The 25,632-nt window shown below is 35.0% G+C and carries 23 protein-coding genes; 20 read left to right on the top strand and 3 right to left on the bottom strand.

What is annotated here, in order from left to right:
* Positions 1-4: 4 nt before the first annotated feature.
* Complete coding sequence (gene ric / locus BUC23_RS00290) at positions 5-736, bottom strand: iron-sulfur cluster repair di-iron protein (protein ID WP_073203588.1); 732 nt, start codon at positions 734-736, stop codon at positions 5-7.
* A gap of 307 nt (positions 737-1,043) precedes the next feature.
* Here ric and BUC23_RS00285 point away from each other — a divergent pair, with 307 nt between their 5' ends.
* From BUC23_RS00285 to BUC23_RS00210, 16 genes are all read left to right on the top strand, one after another.
* Positions 1,044-1,478 (top strand): c-type cytochrome, encoded by a 435-nt coding sequence (locus BUC23_RS00285; RefSeq protein ID WP_073203585.1) that lies wholly within the window; start codon positions 1,044-1,046, stop codon positions 1,476-1,478.
* An 11-nt stretch (positions 1,479-1,489) separates the two neighbouring features.
* Entirely contained in the window at positions 1,490-2,917 is a 1,428-nt protein-coding gene (locus tag BUC23_RS00280) for a cbb3-type cytochrome c oxidase subunit I (RefSeq protein ID WP_084538279.1), read from the top strand.
* A 132-nt stretch (positions 2,918-3,049) separates the two neighbouring features.
* The gene (locus tag BUC23_RS00275) at positions 3,050-3,829 is read left to right on the top strand and encodes a CbbQ/NirQ/NorQ/GpvN family protein (RefSeq protein ID WP_073204756.1); all 780 of its coding nucleotides are present in this window, start codon (positions 3,050-3,052) and stop codon (positions 3,827-3,829) included.
* 204 nt (positions 3,830-4,033) lie between these two features.
* Positions 4,034-5,809, top strand: coding sequence for a nitric oxide reductase activation protein NorD (locus BUC23_RS00270; protein ID WP_073203582.1), 1,776 nt, complete (start codon positions 4,034-4,036; stop codon positions 5,807-5,809).
* A gap of 190 nt (positions 5,810-5,999) precedes the next feature.
* Positions 6,000-6,965, top strand: a complete 966-nt coding sequence (locus BUC23_RS00265) for a DUF438 domain-containing protein (RefSeq protein WP_073204752.1) — start codon at positions 6,000-6,002, stop codon at positions 6,963-6,965.
* Between the two features lie 23 nt (positions 6,966-6,988).
* Complete coding sequence (locus tag BUC23_RS00260; protein WP_073203578.1) at positions 6,989-7,570, top strand: cytochrome c oxidase subunit 3; 582 nt, start codon at positions 6,989-6,991, stop codon at positions 7,568-7,570.
* Between the two features lie 2 nt (positions 7,571-7,572).
* On the top strand, positions 7,573-7,815 hold the full coding sequence (locus BUC23_RS00255) for a hypothetical protein (RefSeq protein WP_073203575.1): 243 nt from the start codon (positions 7,573-7,575) through the stop codon (positions 7,813-7,815).
* A gap of 102 nt (positions 7,816-7,917) precedes the next feature.
* Positions 7,918-9,387: a copper-containing nitrite reductase gene (gene nirK, locus BUC23_RS00250; RefSeq protein ID WP_073203572.1), complete on the top strand. Its 1,470-nt coding sequence runs from the start codon at positions 7,918-7,920 to the stop codon at positions 9,385-9,387.
* Between the two features lie 88 nt (positions 9,388-9,475).
* Positions 9,476-9,916 carry a c-type cytochrome gene (locus tag BUC23_RS00245; protein WP_073203569.1) on the top strand — a complete coding sequence of 147 codons (441 nt, stop codon included), beginning with the start codon at positions 9,476-9,478 and terminating at the stop codon, positions 9,914-9,916.
* Between the two features lie 19 nt (positions 9,917-9,935).
* Positions 9,936-10,718 carry a formylglycine-generating enzyme family protein gene (locus BUC23_RS00240; protein WP_073203566.1) on the top strand — a complete coding sequence of 261 codons (783 nt, stop codon included), beginning with the start codon at positions 9,936-9,938 and terminating at the stop codon, positions 10,716-10,718.
* 29 nt (positions 10,719-10,747) lie between these two features.
* Positions 10,748-11,344, top strand: a complete 597-nt coding sequence (locus BUC23_RS00235) for an SCO family protein (protein WP_073204749.1) — start codon at positions 10,748-10,750, stop codon at positions 11,342-11,344.
* Positions 11,345-11,346: 2 nt separating this feature from the next.
* The gene (locus BUC23_RS00230; RefSeq protein ID WP_073203563.1) at positions 11,347-12,609 is read left to right on the top strand and encodes an alginate export family protein; all 1,263 of its coding nucleotides are present in this window, start codon (positions 11,347-11,349) and stop codon (positions 12,607-12,609) included.
* A gap of 219 nt (positions 12,610-12,828) precedes the next feature.
* Positions 12,829-13,170: a hypothetical protein gene (locus BUC23_RS00225; protein WP_073203560.1), complete on the top strand. Its 342-nt coding sequence runs from the start codon at positions 12,829-12,831 to the stop codon at positions 13,168-13,170.
* A 113-nt stretch (positions 13,171-13,283) separates the two neighbouring features.
* Entirely contained in the window at positions 13,284-14,081 is a 798-nt protein-coding gene (locus BUC23_RS00220; RefSeq protein ID WP_073204746.1) for an MbnP family protein, read from the top strand.
* A 169-nt stretch (positions 14,082-14,250) separates the two neighbouring features.
* The gene (locus tag BUC23_RS00215; RefSeq protein WP_073204744.1) at positions 14,251-15,288 is read left to right on the top strand and encodes a cytochrome-c peroxidase; all 1,038 of its coding nucleotides are present in this window, start codon (positions 14,251-14,253) and stop codon (positions 15,286-15,288) included.
* Between the two features lie 76 nt (positions 15,289-15,364).
* Positions 15,365-16,324 carry a transporter gene (locus BUC23_RS00210; protein ID WP_073203557.1) on the top strand — a complete coding sequence of 320 codons (960 nt, stop codon included), beginning with the start codon at positions 15,365-15,367 and terminating at the stop codon, positions 16,322-16,324.
* A gap of 59 nt (positions 16,325-16,383) precedes the next feature.
* Here the strand turns inward: BUC23_RS00210 and lysS are convergent, their stop codons facing one another.
* Positions 16,384-18,093, bottom strand: coding sequence for a lysine--tRNA ligase (gene lysS, locus BUC23_RS00205; protein WP_073203553.1), 1,710 nt, complete (start codon positions 18,091-18,093; stop codon positions 16,384-16,386).
* A 251-nt stretch (positions 18,094-18,344) separates the two neighbouring features.
* On the opposite strand from lysS, the gene BUC23_RS00200 reads away from it, so the two are divergent.
* Together BUC23_RS00200 and lipB are read left to right on the top strand one after the other, a co-directional pair.
* The gene (locus BUC23_RS00200; protein ID WP_073203550.1) at positions 18,345-19,091 is read left to right on the top strand and encodes a hypothetical protein; all 747 of its coding nucleotides are present in this window, start codon (positions 18,345-18,347) and stop codon (positions 19,089-19,091) included.
* Positions 19,092-19,207: 116 nt separating this feature from the next.
* Positions 19,208-19,927 carry a lipoyl(octanoyl) transferase LipB gene (lipB, locus tag BUC23_RS00195; RefSeq protein ID WP_073203547.1) on the top strand — a complete coding sequence of 240 codons (720 nt, stop codon included), beginning with the start codon at positions 19,208-19,210 and terminating at the stop codon, positions 19,925-19,927.
* A gap of 8 nt (positions 19,928-19,935) precedes the next feature.
* On the opposite strand, the gene BUC23_RS00190 is transcribed toward lipB, so the two are convergent.
* Positions 19,936-20,595: a ribonuclease HII gene (locus tag BUC23_RS00190; RefSeq protein WP_073203543.1), complete on the bottom strand. Its 660-nt coding sequence runs from the start codon at positions 20,593-20,595 to the stop codon at positions 19,936-19,938.
* Positions 20,596-20,758: 163 nt separating this feature from the next.
* Between BUC23_RS00190 and BUC23_RS00185 the strand changes: the two genes are divergently transcribed.
* Together BUC23_RS00185 and BUC23_RS00180 are read left to right on the top strand one after the other, a co-directional pair.
* The gene (locus BUC23_RS00185; protein WP_073203539.1) at positions 20,759-23,827 is read left to right on the top strand and encodes a SusC/RagA family TonB-linked outer membrane protein; all 3,069 of its coding nucleotides are present in this window, start codon (positions 20,759-20,761) and stop codon (positions 23,825-23,827) included.
* 17 nt (positions 23,828-23,844) lie between these two features.
* On the top strand, positions 23,845-25,374 hold the full coding sequence (locus tag BUC23_RS00180) for a RagB/SusD family nutrient uptake outer membrane protein (RefSeq protein WP_073203535.1): 1,530 nt from the start codon (positions 23,845-23,847) through the stop codon (positions 25,372-25,374).
* Positions 25,375-25,632 lie beyond the last annotated feature (258 nt).

Genomic DNA, 25,632 nt, shown 5'->3' with positions numbered 1-25,632 from the left:
TGTTTTATTCTTGTTCGGAGAATTTTTTTTCTAAAAGCATCGCACTTGGAAACAAAATGTTGTTTTCTAAATGAATGTGTTTGTGTAAATCCTGCTCAAAATCTGCTAGCATGGAATAAGTCACACGGAACGTACTGCAACCATCTGCCGGTGGCGTATAATTATTAGTTAGCGCTGCTATTTTAACAAAACGATCTCCTTCGGCTTCATGTTCCTCCATCATCATAGCAATAGGATTTTTTACGGTTCCAAATTGTGGTTTCGCAATGTGTTCTTCTGTAAGCGCTGCTTTTGCCATTTTTTTGATAAAAGGAAACAAAATCAGTTCTTCTTTTTTCATGTGTTGCGCTAATTCACCTGCACAACCAATAAACAGTTCATTGATTTTGAATAATTCAGGATGATTTGCGCCATGAACTTTGCATAGTTTGTCTAAAAAAGGAAGTAAAATTTGCGTTTTTTCTTCTACATACCGGTGATGCGTTTTCTCAATATAATCTGCCAATAAATCCAAAGGCCAAATATTGAAATCTATGGTGCTGTCATTTTTGGTTGCCAAAACCGTGTTGATCTGGTCCATTAATTGATCCGTATCAATGTCTTTTTTTTCGCAAGCTTCCTCTATTGTTCGATTGCCTTTGCAACAAAAATCTATTCCGTATTTTGAAAATATTGCTGCTGTTCTAAAATCTTTTGCAACATATTCTCCGATTGTCATTTTCTCTAAAGTTTCCATAAGATCAGTTTTCGATTAAAATTTATTTATACAAAAATAATCATTATTTTTAATAAAAGACAAATTTATCTTTAATTAAATTTTTAAATTTATTTTATTTGTAATTTAATAGTTGTCAGGGAGATGTGTTTTTTAGGAGTGTTTTTTAATGGATTATAATTTTACGATTTAAAAAAAAATCAAAAGATGATTTTTATCATGTTTTAACTTTTTTTAATGACATTAATTTGCAACAAACAAATAAAAGACATTTTTATCCTTTATTTGAATTAGAGTAAATTTATTAACTAACAAAAACGAAATACTTATGCTTTCAAAATCACAGGCAAGAGCATTTTTTTTAGGAGGAACATTGGTCACCTTTTTAATCTTTATAGGATTGACCATTTATTCGTTCATGCCAAGGAATGATCAAACAAACTACAGCAAGATTACCAAAGATGTAGTGAGAGGAAAAGAAATTTGGGAGACCAACAATTGTATGGGCTGTCATACCATTATGGGCGAAGGAGGGTATTATGCTCCCGAGTTGACAAAAGTGGTGGATCGTCGCGGCGAAGGATATATCAAAGCGGTTTTGATGTCGCCAATTCCATGGGCACCAAATGGGCGAAAAATGGTGGCTTATAAAATGAATGAAAAAGACGCCAATGCTGTTGTTGCCTACTTAAAATGGATTGGAAAATTAGATTTAAATGGTTTCGACCGAATCGTTTCCCCTTTAGCTAAAGAAAATAATTAAAATTTTTAAAAATGAAATATAAATCACAGAAAGTTGCCTACTGGTTTTTTGCATTATGCATGCTTTTGTTCTCGCTTCAAATTATCTATGGCTTTATCATGGGCTTTGACCGAATAGGAATACAAGGCTTACATGAAATTATTCCTTTTAACGTGGCACGAGCGGTGCATACTAATTTGTTAGTGGTATGGTTGTTAACCGGTTTTATGGGTGCGGCGTATTACATTATTCCCGAAGAAGCGCAGCGCGAATTAATAAGCGTAAAATGGGCTTATGTACAACTCATATCATTAGCCATTGTTGGCGTTGTTGCCATTGTTGGTTTTCACTTCAACCATTGGGAAGGAAGAAAATTTTTAGAAATCCCTAGAGAATTAGACTATTTAGTAGTTGTAAATGTGCTGTTGTTCTTATTCATAATTTTGGGTACACTTTTCAAAGGGAAACGACAAACTACTACGGCTTTAGTGCTAACAATGGGATTGTTCTTTGCAGCCCTGCTTTATATACCCGGAATGATTTGGTTTGACAGCCAGGTAATGGACTCCTTTTTCCGTTGGTGGGTTGTTCACTTGTGGGTTGAAGGTGTTTGGGAATTAATTATGGGAGGTATCCTTTCGTTCTTATTGATCAAGTTAACTGGAGTTGACAGAGAAGTTATCGAAAAATGGTTGTACGTAATTGTTGGTCTAACCTTCCTTTCCGGAGTTCTGGGAACTGGGCACCATTACTACTACATTGGGGTAAATAAAATTTGGTTAATCGTTGGTGGTATTTTCTCCGCATTAGAGCCTTTGGCTTTCTTAGCGATGGCATTATTTGCTGTAAACATGTACAGAAAAGGGGAAAAAAGTCATCCGAACAAAATTGCTTTATTCTGGACTATCGGTTCGGCTATCGTTTCTTTTGTAGGTGCGGGATTACTTGGTTTTGCGCATACATTGCCACAAACAAACCTATATACGCATGGAACTTTAGTAACGGCAATGCATGCTCATTATGCATTCTGGGGCGCTTATGCCATGATTGTTCTAGCAATGATTAGTTATGCTTTACCCAATCTTACGGGACGTAAACGTTACGAAAGTACACAGGGTATGATGGCTTTTTGGCTATCGAATATTGGAATCTTGGGAATGACTGTAGCCTTTGGTGTTGCCGGAGTTGCTCAAGTGTATATGGAGCGAAAAATGAAAATGGATTTTATGGTTGTTCAAAGCGAAATCAGCATCCATTTTGTAGTGCTTCTTATTTGTGCCACGATGTTTACCACAGGAATTGGTTTGTTTATTTTTGATTTTATTAAATACGGCAGACCTACTGATGAAGCTTTAGATACCGACAATCAAGGGCATAGAGTAGATGGATTTAAAATCGATGGACATAAAATTGAAAATCTAACCGGAACAAGTGAGAAAAAAGGGAAAACAGTGATTTAAAACTGAAACCTTTTTCGTGTAACGAAATACTTAAAATAAAATTTCCAGAATGCTTTAACCACCGTTTTTTAGAATTGCATTTCCGAAAAAACAATAGTTATGGTGTTCTGGTTTTTTTCTAAAATAAAAGAAATGTTAGTAAATATCCCATATTATCACGCGGTAGGCAAAGAAAAAGAGGTCTTTGAACACGCCTATAAAAATAAAATTCCTTTCCTGTTGAAAGGGCCAACCGGAACAGGAAAATCCCGTTTTGTGGAATACATGGCGCATCAATTGGATAAAAAGATTATCACAATTAGTTGTCACGAAGAAACATCATCAACGGATTTAATTGGACGATTTATCATCAAAGGTGCCGAAACGGTTTGGCTGGATGGTCCGTTAACCACTGCCGTAAAAGAAGGAGCGATTATTTATTTGGATGAAATCGCCGAAGCGCGACCAGATGTTATTGTAGCCATTCACTCCTTGACGGATCACAGAAGGGAATTATTCATTGATAAATTAGGCGAAACCGTAAAAGCGCATGACGATTTCATGTTGGTTGCTTCCTTTAATCCCGGTTATCAAAGGGGTTTTAAAGAACTAAAACCATCAACTCGTCAGCGATTTATTGCCGTTTCTTTTGAATATCCTGAAACGAAAATTGAAACTGAAATTTTGGTAAAAGAAACGAATGTTGATCATGATGTAGCCAAGAAACTGGTAGCCATTGGAAACAAAATCAGAAACCTAACCGAATTGGGGTTGACAGAAACCGTTTCGACCCGACTTTTAGTGGATGCCGCTAAAATTATTCATTCTGGTCTTCCAAAACGATTGTCGGTTCATGTGGCTATTGTAGAACCGCTAACCGATGATTTGCAAACGGTGGAAGCATTGAAAGATTTGTGTGATTTGATGATATAGAAAAAAGTGGTCAGTGTTCAGTTTTTTTAGTGTTCAGTTGCATGGATGATTAAATAAGTGTTCCGTTGATGAGAAAGCTACATTTACTTATCAAAATAAAAATGAGTACTAAAAACGAATAATATTACTGACCACTGACTTCTAAATTATGGTTCACTAAATATAACTGATCACTAAAAACTGATCACTGAACACTAAGAAAAAATGGGTTTCGAAATAGATGAATACATATATGGAAAGTTTGTCAGACATTTTAAAAAGTCTAAGAAAATTGATGTTGAAATTCTTAACAGAACGATATATTTAAATAATATAAAACCTCGATTGACTATTTTGGCTCGTGCTTTAACGGGGAAACCAATCGAAATTTTCCCTGCCGAAAGAGAAGGAGGATATAAAAACAATAATTTTTTCCTTCCCATTTCTTTTTCCCAATTGCCAACGAAAAAAGAGAACCTTACTTTTTATCTATTTAGGATTTTATACCTGAGCGTACAGCAGCGGTTGAATTTGAATTGGACTTTGGAAGAAAAAGACCAGCCTTTGGCACTTTCACAACAAAAAGCATTTGAAACATCAGAAGAAATTCTGGCCATTTTATTTGAAGAATTTTCTATCGATAAAAAATTTCATACCGAAACAAAACAGCATTTCATTCAAAAAGAGAACGGTAAAAATGCTCCTGATTTTTCTTGGCTGTATGGCAAATGGATGCAAAATGAAATAGAAAAAAACAGCAATACCATTCTCGAAAATTTCTCTGATAAAACCAAAAAAGCAAATGAAAATCAGGCTTTAACAATTTTAAAATCAAAAGCGGTCGAAGAAGTGATTACAGTTGAGGTCGATAAAAAACAACAGGAAGATTATGTTTTGCTTCACAATTTTGAAAAAGTGGAAACTGCCGAAGAATTCAATGGAACCTGGCGTGACTTTGATGGTTCTGACGAATTAGAAGATCATCAGGAAGCATTGGAAGATTTGAATATGAAATACACGGTTCGGGTAGATGATACGGCACATTCCGTTTATGAATCTGATTTTATTGAGAATACTTCCATCTCCGAAAGTGCCGAAATTGATGCCAAAGGATTCCACCTTATGTATAACGAATGGGATTTTAGCAAGCGTATTTACAAAGAGAATTTCTGCAAAGTATATCCAAAATCACAACAGAAAATGGATCCTAATTATTATAAAAAGACCATTACAAAAAATGCTTCGACCTTATTGGGTTTGCGAAAAATGCTGACCAATGTCAATAACAGAATGCAACAGCAAAAACGCCAGACACAAGGAGACGAATTTGATATTGACGCCATTACTGATTTGTATATTGATGTTCATTCGAAACGTACCCCATCGGAAAATATATACATTTCGAATCAGAAAAAAGAAAAGGATTTATCGATTTTAATCCTCTTGGATATTAGTCTTTCCAGTGATGGATATGCCGCAGGAAATCGGGTAATTGATGTGGAGAAAGAGGTTTCTATTCTTTTTGGAGAAATCTTAAACGAGTTCAATATTGATTTTTCAATTGACAGTTTTTACTCCAAAACGCGAAACTTTTCGACTTATTTAACGGTAAAGGATTTTGATGAAAACTGGAATGTTGCTAAACATAAAATTGGAGCCATTGAACCCAATGGTTATACCAGAATTGGAGCCGCTTTACGTCACGCTGGTGCAAGACTCGATAAAAGAAATACTAAAAATAAATGGGTCATCCTGATTTCTGACGGAAAACCCAATGATTACGATAAATACGAAGGAAAGTACGGCATCAATGATGTAAAACAGGCGCTTCGAGAACTCAATAACAGGAATATTAATTCCTATGCTTTGGCTATTGAAGCCCAGGCAAAATACTATTTGCCACAAATGTTTGGGCAAAATCACTATCAAACTCTAACAACACCAGTCGAATTATTGCGATCCTTGGTGCAATTGTACGAAAAAATTAAACATCAAAAATAAAATTAAACCATATAAGAAATATAAGGGCATTTAAGCAAGATTTTCAATAGTTTGCCTACTAACTTATATGATCTCATATTTCTTATATGTTTAATCTTTTTCTAATTATTCATAGAAAATTGTTTACAAGTTTTACCCTAAAACCAAATTTTCTTAATGGTTCAATATCAACCTTAAAAATTAAATGAAAATGAACGAAATTTCTAATACCACAACACTTCCTGAAGGACATCCGGTTCAGATTTACTTTCAGGAAAACGACATTATTCATGCACTTTTAGAAGAATTATCAGCTGTAAATCCTGAGGATGATTTGCAGAAATACACTAATATATTCAACCAGCTTCACACCATTGAGAAACGATTTGCCCGTAAAGAAAATCAGCTTTTTCCATTTTTAGAAAAAAAAGGATGGAACGGTCCTTCTCAGGGAATGTGGTCCTTTCATGATAATTTGAGAGAGCAATTCCGTTTAATTCAGTACTATCTTAAAATGAATAATCCGGAGAAAATCAATATCAATACTCCTTTTCTTATCAATGGAATTTACAGATTGATGAAGATGGAAGAAACGGTTTTGTTTCCAAATGCCTTAGACCTCCTTACCGAAGCTGACTGGATTGAAATGCGCAAAGGCGAAGAAGAAATTGGCTGGATGCTGTCACAAGCTCCTACTCCTTATCCAAAACAAGAATACATTCACCCAAGTGAAGATTTTACTAAAAGAGAAATGTCTTTTTCGCTCGAAAATACATCTCATTATGATGAAGGATATATGACTGTGGAACAGGTGAATTTACTATTCAAAACGATGCCGTTAGATCTTACCTATGTCGATGAAAATGATAAAGTTATTTTCTATAATCGTGGTGAAGAACGCGTATTTCCCAGAAGTGCCGGAATTATTGGTCGTGAAGTCAAGTTTTGTCATCCACCAAAAAGTGTTGGGACTGTGCTTAAAATCTTGGATGAATTTAGAAAAGGAACACAAAATGAATCCTCCTTTTGGATCAATTACAAAGAACGCCTAATTTACATCCGCTATTTTGCTGTCAGGGATGCCGATAAAAACTACAAAGGCATCATTGAAATGTCTCAGGATATTACCGATATCAAGAAAATTGAAGGGGAGAAACGATTATTGGACTGGGAGTAGATTTATCTTAAAAACAGACAAAAATGGATACACTTAAAATTAATTATAAAAGCATTTATTATCCTCCAGGAGGAATACTGATGTGGATTATTATATTTCTGGAGCTCATTACTTTCGGGATGGCGATTGTAGTATTTGCGTTTTACGCAAGTGAACAACCAGAATTGTTTCATCATTCTAGAATGCAACTCAACAGTACATTTGGTGCTATAAATACCGTTTTTCTGCTGACAAGTGGTTTTTTTATGGCGAATGCTGTACATGAGTTTAAAGAGAATAACTTAAAAAAATCCTCTTTATATTTTAAATTAACTATGCTTGGCGGAATGTTCTTTTTAATACTAAAAAGCGTTGAGTATTACCATAAAATAGAAGCTGGCATTACGCCGGAAACCAATGTGTTTTTTACTTTTTATTGGTTGCTAACCGCTTTTCATCTTGTTCATGTAATCATGGGTTTGGTTATTTTAATCTGGACAAACTATGGAATGATGAAAAAAAAATCGGATACAGGAGTTGAAGACATCGAGGCTTGCGCCGCTTTCTGGCATATGTGCGATTTAATCTGGCTTCTTTTGTTTCCTGTTCTATACTTAATTTTTTGAAAATGAAAAACACACTGCTTTTTACCTACGGATTCTTGATTTTATTGACCATAAGTACCGCTTTGATTTCGAATTTAGTTACAGTTTCAGGTCTTGCGGTTGGTTTAATTATGGGTTTATCAATGCTTAAATTTTTCTTGGTTTCTTTTCAATTCATGGAATTAAAAAAAGCAAATTCTTTTTGGAAGGGAAGTTTGATTTTTGTTTTAGGTGTGATTGTTTTAGTGTTTATTTCATTAAAATAAGGTCTAAATTCTTTTATATATATGATAAATATCATAATAAAAGACAAAATTGTCTTTTATTTTTGTAGTATAAATTAAGACAATTTTAACACCTTTTTAATTATGAAAACTAAATTTAAAATCGCGGTTTGTGTGTTGGCAGCGACTGCTATTTCAGCAGGATTATTCTCTTTTAGAGACAATTCACCAACAGACTATTCAAAAATACCTGTTGAAGGAGAAATAATCGCTGAACTTACAGCTCCTCCTTTAGTTCCAAAACCAATAGGAAATCGTGCACCTACGAAACTTATTGTTAATATGGAAATCAAAGAAATTGAAGGCGAAATGGTCGATGGTGTGAAATACACGTATTGGACATTTGGAGGGTCAGTTCCTGGAAGTTTCATCAGAACTCGAGTAGGGGATGAAGTGGAATTTCACTTAAAAAACCATCCTGATAATAAATTGCCTCACAACATTGATTTACACGCAGTAACAGGACCAGGTGGAGGAGCCACTTCTTCATTGGTTGCCCCAGGACATGAAAAAGTGTTCAATTTTAAAACATTAAATCCAGGATTGTATGTATACCATTGTGCAACCGCACCTGTAGGGATGCACATTGCTAACGGGATGTACGGGTTGATATTAGTTGAACCAGAAGGAGGATTACCACCTATTGACAGAGAATATTATGTTATGCAAGGCGATTTTTATACCAAAGGAAAATACGGAGAACAAGGTCTTCAGCCTTTTGATATGGATAAAGCAGTAAAAGAAGACGCTGATTATGTCGTTTTTAACGGGAAAGTAGGAAGTATTACCGGAGATAATTCCCTTACGGCCAAAGTTGGAGAAACAGTTCGTATTTACATGGGTAATGGTGGTCCTAATTTGGTTTCTTCCTTCCATGTGATAGGCGAGATTTTTGACAAAGTGCATATTGAAGGGGGTGATATGATTAATAAAAATGTTCAAACGACTCTAATTCCTGCAGGAGGTTCAGCCATTGTTGAATTTAAAGTAGATGTTCCCGGAACCTTTATTATAGTGGATCACTCGATTTTCAGAGCGTTTAATAAAGGGGCCATAGGAATGTTGAAAGTAGAAGGACCCGAGAATAAAAAAATCTATTCTGGCACCACTCAAGAGGGAATTTATTTAGCCGAAGGAGGAACTATTCAAAACATGCCAAAAGTGAAAAATGAAGCGAAAAATGTATTTGCCAAAACATTACCGCAACAGCTTAAAGCAGGGAAAGAACTTTTTGGAGGGACTTGTTTTGCCTGTCACCAATCTGAAGGACAAGGAATACCAAGCGTGTTTCCTCCACTTGCCAAATCAGATTACTTAAATGCAGATCCTAAAAGAGCCATTGATGCAGTTCTTCACGGTTTAAGTGGAGAAGTAAAAGTAAATGGGAAAAAATTCAATAATGTGATGACCAGTCAAAACCTTACTGATGAAGAAATCGCTAATACATTGACTTATGTGTATGATAGCTGGGGTAATAATAAAACACGCGTTACGGCGTCCATGGTTAAAGCGCAAAGAGTAAATGCGACGCCACAATCTGGAGGCAGTCATTAAAATAAAAACCAGATGCGGTTTAGATAAAACGAATAAGCCGCTCCTGTTTTAAATCCAAATAAAAAATAAACAAATTAAAATTACGATTATGAAAAAGTATGTTTTAGCAATTGCAATGATTGCGTTAGTGTTACAAGGTTTTAACACCCTATCAAAAGATAGAAATGACGGATATATCACAAAAAAAGAATCAAAAAAAGGAGTCTATTCAAGTGCTGATAAAGGAAAAAGTGTATACAATCAAACCTGTGTTGCCTGTCATCAGGCTACCGGTTTAGGAATACCGGGTGCTTTTCCTCCATTAGCTAAATCAGACTTCTTGAATAAAGATGTCAACCGTGCTATTAGAGGAGTTGTAAAAGGATTGTCAGGTGCAATTACCGTAAATGGTAAAAAATTCAATGGGGCTATGCCTGCTCAAGCACTTAGTGACGAGCAAATAGCAGATGCACTAACTTATGTTTATGCTAGTTGGGGAAATAACAAAACGGTAGTGACTACTGCTATGGTTAAAGCGCAAAGAAAATAATAATTTAAAACTAAACACGATGTTTGCAATACTAAAAGCGAAAATAATTTTGCAACTATTTTCTTTGCTAATAGCAACATCTATGCTTGCCCAAGACACTAAAATGGTTTCAATCAAAAGGGGGGCTTATGTTCCCCTTTATGGAACTACTGATAAAAAAGCAGTAGAAGTGCAAGGTTTTAATGTGGATGTTTATCCGGTTACGAATGCTCAATTTGTTACTTTTTTAGAAAAAAATCCAGAATACAGTCGCTCCAAAATTAAAGGCCTTTTTGCAGAAAAAAGTTATTTGGCACATTGGGAAAGTGATTTCAATTATGGAAAGAACAATTTAAGTAATGCACCTGCGACCAATGTTTCCTGGTTTGCAGCCAAAAAATACTGTGAGTGCCAAGGGAAACGGCTCCCTACCATGGATGAATGGGAATATGTGGCTATGGCCGATGAAAAACGAATCGACGCAAGAACAAAAGAATCTTTTAATCATTACATCTTAGCTTGGTATGAAAAACCAAAAACCTATGCCAATCCTGTAGGCGGCACCTTCAAAAATTATTGGGGCGTTTATGATATGCATGGATTAGTTTGGGAATGGACTTCAGACTTCAACAGTATTTTTCTATCGGGGGAATCCAGAAAAGATAAAGATACGGACAAGAACCTTTTTTGCGGAAGCGGTTCTATAAATGCTACTGACTTAATGAATTATGCCGCTTTTATGCGCTATGGTTTTAGAGCCAGTTTAAAAGCAAAATACACGACAAGGAACCTTGGTTTTCGATGTGCAAAAGATTTAAAATAGACACTGAGAATCAATATAAAATAACACAAATGAAAAAAATAGCTTTGGGATTACTCGTAATCCTTTTATCCTTACAGAGTTGTAATTCAAGGAAAAACACACCAAATACAGTTAATAAACCAATATCTGATTTGTCGATATATAACCTTCCTTCAAAATGGACTAATCAAAATGGGGAGAATATAGAAATGAAAGAATTGAAAGGAAAAGTTCTTGTGATGGTTATGATTTATACCTCCTGTAAAGCTGCATGTCCTCGCTTAGTGGCTGATATGCGTAATATCGAAGAGCATTTACCAGAGAATATCAAGAACAATGTAAAATTAGTTTTAGTGAGTATCGATCCTGTTGTTGATACTCCAAAGCGATTAAAATCCTTTGCCATCGAAAATAAAATGGATAGTGAACAATGGGTTTTCTTGCGCTCAACGGAAGAAAATACACGTGAATTTGCAGCAGTTTTGGCTGTGAATTACAAAAAAATAGCGCCTTTAGAATTCTCACATTCTAATATTATAAGCGTATTTAATTCCGAAGGGGAATTGGCTTACCAACAAGAAGGTTTGGGCGTAAGCTCTGACCAAACCATAAAAAAAATTACTGAGGAAGCTCAAAAATTAAATTAAATATGAAATTACTTAAAACAATCCGTTTATCATTGTTGACAATGGTAAGCATAGGAACTTATGCTCAAGAATTAGATGCTAACCTCCAAATCAGACCGCGTTACGAATACCGAAATGGTTTTAAAAGCCTGATACCAAAAGGAGAAGATGCAGCCTCATTTATTTCGCAACGTTCCCGTATAAATTTTAATTACAAACAAGACAAATTAAAAGCAAAATTAACGTTACAAAACGTCCGTACTTGGGGAGATGTCGCTACTACTATACAAGCCGATAAAAACGGAATTGCTTTATTCGAGGCTTGGGCACAATATGATTTTGATGCTAATTGGAGTGCTCGTTTAGGGCGCCAGGTAATTTCGTACGACAACCAGCGTATTTTTGGTGAAATCGACTGGGCACAACAAGGACAAAGCCATGATGCTGCTGTAATTACGTTTCATCCTAAGAACCATCAACTGGATTTAGGATTTGCATTGAATGCTGATAAAGAAAATTTATTAGATCCTAAAACGGCGTATACGACTAACTATAAATCCTTGCAATATGCCTGGTATCATACTCAGTTTAGTAAGCTGAATATGAGTTTATTGCTTTTAAATACCGGTTATGAGTTTGAAAAATCAATTGGTAATTTAGAAGTAGATTGCAAACAAACTTTTGGAACATATCTCACATTTAAAGATAAAAAATGGGATACAAATCTAGGTTTGTACGGACAAACGGGAAAAAGTAATGATAAAAGTGTGAGTGCCTGGTATGCTGGTGCAAATTTGGGATATGCAGTTACAAATACCTTTAAAGCTAGTTTAGGATATGAATATCTCTCTGGTAAAGACCAAGATGATGCTAGTGTAAAAATAAAATCATTTAATCCTATTTTTGGAACAAACCACGGATTTAATGGTTTTATGGATTATTTCTATGTGGGGAATCACCTGAATAGTGTTGGATTGCAAGATGCTTATTTAAAATTAAACTACACCCAAAACAAATGGCAGTTTAATGTAATTCCGCATGTATTCTGTGCTCCAAATACTGTTTTAGACGCCACCAATAAAAAAATGGATTGTTATCTGGGAACAGAACTTGATTTTACTGCAGGTTACACTATCCAGAAGGATATTGTTGCATCGGCGGGATATTCCCAAATGTTTGGTTCTGGAACTTTAGAAAGAATAAAAAATGTTGCTGATGCTTCAAATACCAATAATTGGGTTTGGGCAATGGTTTCCTTTAGTCCTAGACTATTTAGTTTAAAATAACCCGATTACTAACAGAACAATATACCTCATTTCGGTTTAAATGAGGATTGATAATCAGGCAGATAGGAAAAACGCTAAATACAAGATTTTGAATTCTCCTGAAATGAGAGAGGAAAAGTACATTATTTTCCTTAAACATGACCAAAATCATATAAATCACAACTCCTGATTCAATATCTTTACACCGTGAAAAAAATAGCATTCATAATAATCGTGTTCATGTTTTTAAAGCCACTGTTTCCGGTTTTAGAATATGCAGTTAATTATGAATATATTTCAAAAGTACTTTGTATCAATAAGGACAAGCCTAAAATGCAATGTAACGGAAAATGCCATTTGATGAAAGAATTGGCCAAAGCACAAGAAGGAGAAAAACAAACCTCTTCTAACAAAAAGAATGTAGCAGTGGATACCGTTGATTTAATTTTGGACATTAAAAACGATTTTTCCTTGTTTGTTTATAATGGAAATGCCAAAACAACAATACATTCAAAATTTAGTAATCTATATTCCCACCTGAATTTATATTCTATTTTTCATCCGCCCATTTTTATTTCTTAAATTTTTAGTTGAAACACTTTTGCGTGTGCTTTTTCATTTGATAAATTTCATTTGAAAGTCTCTTGTGCGTGCAATTAATTGAAAGGAATACTACCAAATATTTAAAAATAAAAATGAAAAATTTACTAAATAAAGCAATAGCTATTATTGCATTAAGCGCTGTATTTGCAGGCTGTACGAACAATGATGAGGTAATCTCAGGAATAGGAAAATTAGGAGTAGAATTCGATAATTCTTTTGGTTCAAATGACCTGATATTAAGTACACAAACCAATACGACTTCAAACAACGAAGTGTTGAAAATCAATTCAGTTAAATACATTATCAGTAACATCGTCTTGACCAAAGAGGACGGAACAACCTTTACTTATCCAAAAAACGAAAGCTATTTTATCGTTGACGAAGCCACTGAAATCAGCCATTTATTGGAATTGACTAATGTTCCTGCGGCAAATTATACCAAAATAAAATTTGGAATAGGAGTTGACAAAGCGCAATGGGAATTGGGCGCAACGGGTCAGGGAAATTTCCTGGCAACAGCTCAGGCAGCAGGAATGATGTGGAGCTGGTCTGCGGGCTATAAATTCCTGGCTTTCGAAGGCACATTTACCTCTGCAACAGTGGCTAACAGCACATCGTTTAAGGTTCATACAGGACAAACGGGAACAGATTATAACTACACCGAAGTAACGCTTGATTTGCCTACAAAAGCGATGGTGCGTACTACTATTGCTCCGGAAATTCACGTTGTGGCCGATGTGTCTAAAATTATTGACGGAACAAATAAAATCAAACTTTCTGACAATAATATGGGCGGAATGGGAGCCATGATTATGGGCGGAACCAGTTTGCCTTTAATCACGGCAAATCTTAACGGAATGTTTACCGTAGCCCACGTTCATAACGATTGATTCGTTTTGAATTAGAAGCTATTTCCTGCTATACATTGCAAGTCCTCGCTAAAAAATGTGGTTTTCTAAGCTGGAAAAAGAGCTTCCTTTGGTCGCTTTTTTCCAGCAAGAAAAACTACATTTTTCTGCTGCGGGCTTTCCATTACTATCAGGGCTAAAAAACGTGAAGATGTACAAATTAATAGTATTATTTCTCTTTTTGACTTTGCTTTCCAGTTGTTCGGATCAAGAGGATGTTTATGTCAATAAACCTTTAGATTTTCAAGTGCCGGCTAATTTTCCGGATTTGGCTTATAATATCGCACTGAATCCGCCAACAGAAAAAGGATTTGAACTGGGTAAAAAGTTATTTTACGATGGAAGATTATCTTCGGATGGTTTGATTTCTTGCGGTTTTTGTCACATTCAGGAAAACGCATTTACACATCATGAACATACGTTCAGCCATGGAGTTGGTGATAATATAGGAACCAGAAATACACCTTCAATTCAAAATCTGGGCTATCAAACGGCATTTATGTACGATGGAGCAACGACGCATCTGGATTTACAACCTATTATTCCATTGACAAGTGCGATTGAAATGAATGGTAATCTGACAAAAATTGTTGCGATGATGAAAGCAGATAAAACCTACCAAAAGCTTTTTCAGCAAGCATTTACTGATGGAGCCATAAATACCGAAAATATGCTGAAAGCATTGTCTCAATTTATGTTGATGGTAACTTCATCCAACTCTAAATTTGATAAATACCGACGTAATGAAACAGGCGGTACATTCACTTCGGAGGAATTGTCCGGTTATACTCTTTTCAATACAAAGTGTGCTTCGTGTCACGCCACGGATTTGATGACTGATAATTCCTATCGTAATAACGGCTTGGCGGTCAATCCGCAGATAAATGATGTGGGAAGATTTCGTGTGACGCAATTGGCAACGGATTATTATAAATTCAAAGTGCCCAGTTTGCGTAATGTTGAAAAGACGACACCTTACATGCATGACGGGAGATTCGGGACATTAGAATCCGTTTTGGATCATTATGCTTCCGGAGTTGTAAATGGGGCAACTTTAGACCCGATTCTGAATCAAAACGGAAATTTAGGAATTCCGCTTTCTGAAATTCAAAAAATACAATTAATTGCTTTCCTAAAGACATTAACCGATAATCAATATCTCACTGATAAACGATTCTCAGATTATTAAAAAAACGAACATTAATACATTTCGGGCTCAAAGAACTTAATGTTCTAAATGCTTAATGGTTTTAAAATTTTAAAAAATGAAAAAATACATATTACTTTTTCTAATTCTTTTTCAATTTGCAAATGCAACAGAAAAAGATAGCATTTCGAGATTTGCCTTTCAAAAAATGCAATTACTCGAAGATTTCGAAGATGATTGTGATGCCTGCGGTTGTTCCGCAAGTGGCGGAAGTATGGGATTCAGTTCTATGCTAAACAATAATTTTATAGGCTTGCGCTATTTCAATCAAAGTTATACCAGCAGAGACGGAATTTTTGCCAACTCGCCGTGGATTGACGAAAATTTCAATACGGTTCAAATTTGGACTAAAATTCCAATCACAGAAAAAATCCAGATTTCGGCATTGGTTCCGTATCATTTTCACAATCGCGAGCGTTCCACCGGAACCGAAAATATTAAGGGGCTGGGTGATATTTCCGTTATGGCAATGTATTCCGTATATCAAACGCATAAAAACAGTACCGTTTTTACCCATAAACTGCAATTGGGTGGCGGGGTAAAAATGCCAACAGGGAAATTTGATGAAGCCAACAATACCGGAAGTGTCAACCAGAGTTTCCAAGTGGGAACTGGCAGTTGGGATTATCTTTTGGTGTCGGAATATGTGATTAAAAAGAAAAATTTGGGATTAAGTACCATGCTGAATTATACTTTTAAAACTGAAAACCAAAAGCAGTACCAATTTGGAAATCAATTTAATTACGGCAGTACACTGTTTTATCTTTTTGATTTACCTTCGATAAAGCTGGTTCCGCAATTGGGTTTAGCGGGCGAAATCTATGAAACAAATAAGCAATATGGAGAGAAATTACCAGATACTTCTGGAGATATTCTTTTTAGTAAATTTGGTATTGAAGCCGGAAAAGGGAACTTTTCCATCGGAGTCAATGCGATGCTTCCTATCAGTCAAAATTTATCCAATTCAAAAATTGAAGCCAATTACCGTTGGAGTGTCAATTTGAATTACACTTTATAACAACAGAAAAGGAGCTTCAATTGAAGCTCCTTTTTTATAAATATATTTCTCGAATAAACTTATTCTTTCAATCGGCACGCTTTACTTTCTCCTTCAACAACCACTTCAGTCAAGCCTAAAGAAGATAAGTTTTTCATGGCTTTGTCCCATTTTTTACCGCTCAATTCCGATTTGATTTTCAATAATCCAAAATCCATTTTGCTGTCATTCGTTTTCAAGATCGCAACAATCAATTTCTCATCGTCTTCCAATTCAATTTGGACTTGTTTTTTCTCGGGTCTCATTTGAGGGAACAACAACACTTCCTGAATAGAAGCATTATTGGTCAAGAACATCATCAAACGGTCCATTCCGATTCCTAATCCAGAAGTTGGCGGCATTCCGTATTCCAATGCTCTAAGGAAATCTTCATCGATAATTCCGGTAGCTTCGTCATCTCCTTTTTCCGACAATCGCATTTGCTCTTCAAAACGCTCTCTTTGGTCAATTGGATCATTCAATTCAGAATAAGCGTTCGCTACTTCTTTACCGCAAACCATTAATTCAAAACGCTCTGTCAATTCCGGATTGTCACGGTGTTGTTTGCACAATGGAGACATTTCCTTAGGATAATCCGTGATGAAAGTTGGCTGAATATAATTCCCTTCGCATTTAGCGCCAAAAATCTCATCAATCAATTTTCCTTTACCCATGGTTTTATCCACAATAATGCCCATTGCTGTTGCTGCATCGAATAACTCTGTTTCATTTTTTCCAGAAATATCAAAACCAGTAAAATGTTTGATAGAATCCGTCATCGTAACACGAGCGTAAGGCGCTTTGAAGTTCACAGTGTGTTCTCCAAAAGTCGCTTGTGAAGTTCCGTTTACACCAATGGCGCAATGTTCCAACAAGTTTTCGGTGAATTTCATCATCCAGTTGTAGTCCTTGTAGGCTACATATATTTCCATGGCAGTAAATTCCGGGTTATGCGTTCGGTCCATTCCTTCATTACGGAAATTTTTCGAAAACTCATAAACCCCATCAAAACCACCAACAATCAGTCTTTTTAAGTACAATTCATTTGCAATACGCATGTACAAAGGCATATCAAGTGAGTTGTGGTGCGTAATAAAAGGACGCGCTGCAGCACCACCGGGAATCGGTTGTAAAACTGGAGTTTCCACCTCAAGATATCCTTTGTCATTAAAGAAAGAACGCATCGCGTTGAATAATTTTGTTCTTTTGATAAACGTTTCTTTTACGTGATCGTTCACGGTCAAATCCACGTAACGACGACGGTATCTTTGTTCCGGATCAGCGAAAGCATCGTGTGTTTTTCCGTCAGCATCCGTTTTTACTACAGGAAGTGGTTTCAAGGCTTTCGCCAAAACCGTCAATCCATAAACATGAACCGAGATTTCCCCAACTTGTGTTTTGAAAACCGTTCCACGAACCCCAATAAAATCACCAATATCCAATAGTTTTTTGAAAACCACATTGTACATTGTTTTCTCCTCATCAGTCGAAATATCATCTCTCGAAACATAGATTTGAATACGTCCTTCAGCATCTTTCAATTCCGCGAATGACGCCTTTCCCATGATACGCTTACCCATCAAACGTCCTGCTAAAACAACTTCCTTTCCTTCGTAGTTCTCGAAATCGGCTAGGATTTCGCTTGAATAAGCGGTTGTGATAAATTCGGCTGCTGGATAAGGCTCAATGCCTAAATTGCGTAACTCGGTAAGTGCTTCTCTACGTAATATTTCTTGTTCGGATAATGCCATTTTATGCTGTTTTTAAGAGCGCAAAGATACTGTATAAGTAGCAAAGTAACAAAGTGCTAAAGGTTTTTTGGAGCTATTTCCAGCTTTCCGTTGCAAATAAATTCACTGAACACCAAAAAAGATAGAAGTATGGTGAAGTAATCTTTTTATTTTTGGCAGCAAAAATAAAAAGGATTTTCACTTCAATCTGGGCTAGAAATTGTAGTTATTATTTTACATTTGGTAAAAATTACCATTCAAAATTATAAAAATTGAAAAATAAAATTTACATCTTCATACTTTTAGTCCTTCTAACAACAAGTTGTCAAATCACCGAAACCATCCATTTAAACCAGGACGGATCCGGAAAAATAGAATCCGAATCCCTTCGCGATGAGCATAGTTACATGCAATTAGCGGGTGAAAATTATTCTAAAGAAGAAAAATTCGAGGATACTTCTTATGTTTTCAAGGATTTTATAACGAAATATGCGGAGACGTTTTCAAAGCTTCCAACATCGGAAAAAGCTGTTTTTCAAAAATATGCGACCGTAAACGTTCATATCAAGAAAAGTTCCTTCGAGAAAGAATTTAGAACAAAAATCAGTCAAGAATTTGATAAAATTTCAGCAGTTCCGGATTTATACAAAACCCAGGAATATGCGGATGATTTAGAAAATAATTATGCACTAAGCGCCGAAGAACATTATTATAATGTGAGTTATGCTTTTGACGGAAGTCTTTTCAAAAGAACAGTGAAAGTTACAGATGAAGTCGAATTAAAAAAACAACAAGATAAAATTTCAGAATTGAAAACCCGAGCAGCCAATTTTAAAATCAATCAGCCGTATGTTTTAAAATATCATTTTCCTCGCAAAATTAAATCGGTTTCAAATGCAAATGCAAAAATAAGCGAGGACAAAAAATCAATGGAATTGCAATTTCTTATAACCGATTGTTTGGTAAATCCTGAGAGCACGAATTTAGAGGTGATTTTGGAACCTGATGAAGTCAATTAAAAAAAAACTTGCAGGAAAAAACAGTAAACTCAAAACTTTGTACCTTTGCGAATCAAAAATAAGGGGATGAAAAAAGTTTGCTTTGCTTCGTGCCTCGCAACTCCTCGCAATGAAAAATGAACAAAACAATCCAACTTCAAGATTTAGGAACTAAAGATTACAAGGAAACTTGGGAATACCAAGAAGAATTGTTCAAAGGAATCGTTGACTTAAAAATTAAAAATAGGAGGGAAGAACTTAATCTTGAAACTCCCAATTATCTCCTTTTTGTGGAACATCCTCATGTGTATACTTTAGGTAAAAGTGGCGATTTAAGCAATTTGCTTTTATCCGAAAAACAACTGGTAGCCAAGGGCGCGACTTTCTATAAAATCAATCGTGGCGGCGATATTACGTATCACGGACCCGGACAAATTGTGGGTTATCCGATTATAGACTTAGAAAATTTCTTTACGGATATTCATAAATACTTGCGTTTTCTGGAAGAAGCCATTATTCTTACCCTTCAAGAATATGGAATTTCTTGTGGTAGAAGCGAAGGCGAAACGGGTGTTTGGTTAGGTACAGGAACTCCATTTGCCAGAAAAATTTGTGCCATGGGCGTACGTGCTTCCCGTTGGGTAACCATGCACGGATTTGCTTTAAACGTAAATGCTGATTTAGGTTATTTTGATAATATTATTCCGTGTGGGATTCGTGGTAAAGCGGTAACTTCATTGAATGTAGAACTCGGAGTTGAAAGCGTAAACGAGGCAGAAGTGAAAGAAAAAATCCTGAAACATTTCGCTATTCTTTTTGACGCGACTTTTGAGAAATCTGAAATTGTTAATCAGTAGTCAAAAATCTAAATTTCTAATTTTAACTGTTCCGGCAATAACCGAAATGTCATTCGGTGGTATTTAGTTGTGCCGTATTTCCGTATTGCTTCACGATGTTCTTTGGTGGGATAGCCTTTGTTTTTTTTCCAATTATACATCGGGAATTCCTCATGAATGCGATCCATATAATCATCACGATACGTTTTTGCCAAAACTGAGGCAGCAGCAATACTCATATATTTAGAATCTCCCTTTACTATACTTGTATTTGGAATCGAATTTAAAATTTCGAGTTCAGCGTAAGTAAAAATTTTTCCTCCACGGTTTTTTATTCCTTTTTTATGGATAAATGGCGCATTTCCATCCACAATAATATATTCAGGTCTTGGATTAAGTTGTAGGATGCTTTCCTGCATCGCTTTTATCGACGCATTCAAAATATTGATTTCGTCAATTACTCCAGGCTCCAGGTGCGTTACTGAAAAGGAAATGGCATGTTGCTCGATAATGGGTCTTAATTTTTTCCTGATTTTTTCTGATAAAAGTTTACTGTCATTCAGGATTGCGTTTTCAAAATCGAATGGCAATATAATGGCTGCCGCAGTTACAGGACCGGCTAAACAGCCACGGCCAGCTTCGTCAGTTCCAGATTCAAATAAAAATTTTGAAAAATTGCTTTGGAGCATTATTTTTTTTCGACAAATATAGAGAGAAAATATTTTTTTCTTTAGCTTAATTGTTTAACATAACAATTAACAAATGTTAAAATTTTATTTTTTCTTGTTAATTTTAGGTTAATTAAATTTTTATTGTGAGTTTTGCCGGATAACTAATTCAAAATAATTTAAAATGAGATTAAAATTCAAATGGATTTTTTCGTTAGTATTGGCATTGTCAATGCAATTTATGTTTGCCCAAGAAAAAACAATCACTGGTGTTGTTTCAGATGGTAATGGAACATTACCAGGAGCAAACGTTTTGATTAAAGGTACTAAATCAGGTGTTCAAACTGATTTAAACGGTAAGTATTCCATAAAAGCTAATACTGGAGATGTTTTAGTGTTTTCTTTTGTAGGAATGTCACAAACTACCAGAGTTGTAGGTTCTAACACAACAGTGAGTGTTAAATTGCAAGATGAAGCAAAGGCTTTGGAAGCAGTAGTTATTCAAGGGTACAGAACTGTTACTAAGAAAACGGCCGTTACAGCTGCAGCAACAGTAAACAGTAAAACAATTGAAAACCGACCAAATGCTAACGTATTGAATACTATTCAAGGTCAGTTAGCAGGTGTAAACATTACTGCAAGTACTGGACAGCCAGGAGCTAAATCAGCTATTGTCATTAGAGGAGTTGGAACCGTAAATGGTAATACAGACCCTTTATATGTTATTGATGGTTTTCCATCAAATAGTGATAGCTTTCGATCAATTAATCCTAATGATATAGCTAGTCTAGACGTTTTGAAAGATGCTGCGGCACTTTCTGAGTATGGATCTAGAGGGTCAAATGGTGTAATTGTTATAAGAACTAGAAAAGGAAGTTATAGTGAGCCAAAAACTACTTTTAGATATTCATCATCTTTTGGGGTTAACGAATTGCAAAAACCTAAATATAGTTATGCTAATGCAAAACAATTATTAAAAATTGAGCAAAATTATGGTGCTGGTTTAGGATCTACACTAACGGATGCTCAAATCGCGGCATACGGTGTAAATACAAACTGGGTTGATTATTTTTTCAACCAAGGGACATCTACAAGCCATAATATTAGTATTCAAAATAATAATAAAAGTATAAATTCTTATACATCTGCTAGTTTTTACGATCAGCAAGGAGTTCTTGAATCTACTAATTTGAAGAGATTTACTGTTAGAAATAATTTGAACGGAAAATCGGATAACGAAAAATTCAAATATTCAATAAATACCGCTTTTGGTCACTCAAAAAATAATGAGGCAACTAACTTAGGTACTGGAGCGATTAACAGAAATTATGTGACAGGTGCTTATTTAGGTGCTCCATATGTTTCTCCAAGTCAATATCAAAATTCTGCGCAATTATTTGCTTTGTATAATGCAGATGGTACATTACTGTACACTCCTTTGATGTTAATTGATAAGTTGAAAAAATATGAAAATTTAACTGAAGAGACTAGAATAGATGTGGCTACTGAACTGTCTTATGAGTTCGCAAAAGGTTTCACTGGAAGAGTACGTACTTCAGGACAATTGTTATCTACGAGATTTCACCAAGCTGAATTTCCAGGTTCATTCAATGCGTTGTTATTTTTACAGCCGGGTCAACTGTTTGGAGGTTTTGAAGATATTAATCAAAGAAGAGAGTTTTTATTCAATAACCTTTTTCAATTGGAATACAACAAGACTTTCGGAAAGCATACTTTTAATTTATCAGCAGCTTCTGAATACAATCACTCAAGATTGAATGTAAATAATCTTAGACAAAGAGGTTTAGATCCTAAAACTTTTGTGCCTAACAGCGGCTCAGGATACATAGGGGATACTTCTGCAAATGATTTTTATGTTCCAGTAATTGGGTCACAACAATTGAGAAATGATTTAATTGGTTATTTCACTTCATTTGATTATGATTTTAACAGAAAATACGGAGTTGTAGCTTCATTCAGAAGAGACGGTTCAAGTAGATTTGTTGGAGCCAACCAATTCGGTAATTTTTGGTCTGTTGGTGGAAGATGGAATTTAGAAGAAGAAGGATTTATGAAATCAATAGATTTTATAAATGTGTTAAAACTTAGAGGGTCTATAGGTACTGTAGGGAATCAAAGAATTGTTGACGGTACTATTTATGCAGGTATTAACCCACCAGCTTTTACAGATATTTATTCTAGTTCAAACAATGCTTATAATAATGGAACTGGTTACAATATTGCTTTTGGTTACCCTGATTTAAAATGGGAAACAACTGAACAATATAATGTTGGTTTAGATTTTGAATTATATAAAGGCAGAATTAGAGGGTCTTTTGATCATTATAACAAGAAAACGGTTGATTTGTTTTTGCAAGAGCCTATCGTTCCTGGAGTAGGATTTCCTGGAAATGCATCACTTCCTGCAAATGTAATTCTAAAAAATTCGGATGCTACTGTTACAAACAAAGGATTTGAATTGAGTTTAGGAGTTGATATTGTTAAAAATCAAGATGTTACTTTCACATTACGTGCTAATGGATCTGTAAATGACAATAAAGTAGATGGAATTAAAGCCAATAACGGTAGAATTTTAACAGGTACAGAACCGGTTTATATTACGCAGAATGGTGGAAGCATTGCAGAACCTTTTGTATATCATTATATTGGTGTAAACCCTGTTAACGGTAATTTATTATTTGAAGATATAGACGGAAACCCTACAGAAGCTCCTAAGGCTACAGATAGAAAGGCATTTGGTAAAAATAATGTACCTAAATATCAAGGTGGTTTTGGTTTTGATTTTGACTACAAAGGATTCTTTTTATCTTCAACTTTCACCTTTGCACAAGATGTTTGGAGATTTGATAATGATTTAGAGAATTTATATGACTCAGATAATATTGGTACTTTTAACGTTACTGATGATTTGGCGAATGCTTGGACTGCTACTAATACTGCTTCTAACATTCCTTCATTAAACGCTGCGAATTCAACAGCTGATAATAGTTCTGATCGTTTTTTAAGAGATGCATCTTATGTTAGATTGAGAAATGCTCAGATTGGTTATAGAGTACCTAGAGCTTTTCTAGAGAGAACTTTCTTAACAGATCTTTCTTTTACTTTGCAAGGTGAGAATTTATTTAACATCACAAAATGGAAAGGTTTCGATCCTGAAAGCTCAAGAGTTAATGATTTATATCAATATCCAACGGCAAAACAATTTACTTTTGGCGTAGACTTGAAATTTTAATTTATAATTTTATAAAAATGAAAAAAATATTTATATTATTTATATTTACAGGCGCATTCTTTGCTTCTTGTAATAATGATTTGCTGGAGCCTTTTACTCCGGGTTCTTTAACTGAAGATGTTGCAATTACTGCCTCATCCGACTTACAAAGAGTGATGAATTCTACTTATGGCTTGCTAGCAAACCGAGAAGATATTATTTTTAGTTCTGTTTTTACAGATGAAGTTGGTATTGGTTTTGCAAACGGTGGTCAGGGAATTAGTGATAATTATGTTTTCTTTTTAAACACTTCCTCAGCTTCACCAACGGCAATATGGAATTCTTCTTACTATGCTTTGTCAAGAGCTAATCGTGTTATTGCTTTTTCTGATAAAGTAACTCCAGTTAGCCCGGCAGATGCTGCTTTAATCTCAAGATTGAAAGCAGAAGCTTTAGTTGTTAGAGCATTATGTCATATTAAATTGCTTTCTTATTTTTCTCCAGATCCTAAAAGCAATGATGCTTTAGCAGCGATATTGGCTGATAAAATAATTTTATCTACAGAGGCGGGTTTACCAAGAAGCAAAAATGGAGAGTTTTATACTTCTATTCACTCTGATTTAGATGCTGCATTAGTTATATTTAATTCTTTAACTACTTCTCCATATACAGGTGCAGCTGTTACTTTATATCCTAATAAAAATTTAGCAAAAGCATTAAAAGCTAGAGCTTTTGCTTTAAAAGGGGATTATGTAAATGCTGAGACTTGGGCTAATGATGTAATTACTACTTCTGGAATTGTTTTGGCAAATGATACTAACTATAATAGTATTTTTCACACGGATAGTGAACCAGCTAATACTGAAGTAATTTTCAGATTAAAAAGAACAATCCAGCAGTCTACTCAGGCTACAAATTTAGGAAATGGTTATGCGTCTGTTACCACTACAATCACAGGTTCTCCATTTTTTGAGATTGGAAGATCTTTGTACAATATTTTAGACGCTAATCCTACTGATATAAGAAGATCTGCTATTGTTCACCCTTCATCGATTGCGGATCCTAATTATGCTACTTCAGCTGATTACAGAAACACTGATAAATTGATTATTGGTAAACACCGTGGTTCTGGATCTGTTGGTAATTTAAATAGTGATTTTAAAATCGTAAGATTATCTGAGATGTATTTTATTAAAGCTGAGGCTAGAGTAGCTGCAGGTGATTTACCTGGTGCTGCAATCGTTATCAAGGCCATTTTGGATAAAAGATTTCCTGTAGCTCAAGCATTACCTGTTTACACTTCTGCAACTAATGCATGGAAAGCTATATTAAACCAAAGAAGGTTAGAATTTGCATTTGAAGGTTATAGATTTATTGACTTAAAAAGATTGGGAGTTTTAGCCGGTGCAGGAATTGATAGAAATCCTGCTGATTATTCTTCAAGTTCTGCTAATTATCCTGCTGCAAATCCTACAAATTTACCTTTAACGAGTCCTAAATTTGCATTGCCAGTACCTCAAGATGAATTGAATGCTAATCCTGGAATTCAACAGAATCCTGGATATTAATTATTTTATCTTTAATTATTTAAACCGGCACTTAGTGCCGGTTTTTTTGTTTTAAACCATAAAATAAATACATATATTAGGAAATGTTTTCTTTTGATTTTAGTTACGCTTCTTAGCAATTTGGAATCTAAAGTCATTTTAATTTATTTGATGTAAATATTAATTTATAGATTTGGAAAAAGCTTCTTTCAACTGTTTTTTTGTTTATGTGTTTTTTAATTTACCTTTGCTTTACTAAGACAGTGAAAATATTTGTCT

The organism is Flavobacterium xinjiangense (assembly GCF_900142885.1).
Classification (GTDB): Bacteria; Bacteroidota; Bacteroidia; order Flavobacteriales; family Flavobacteriaceae; genus Flavobacterium; species Flavobacterium xinjiangense.
The sequence above is the reverse complement of the archived record's forward strand: the minus strand, read 5'-3'. Positions and strand labels throughout refer to the sequence as shown.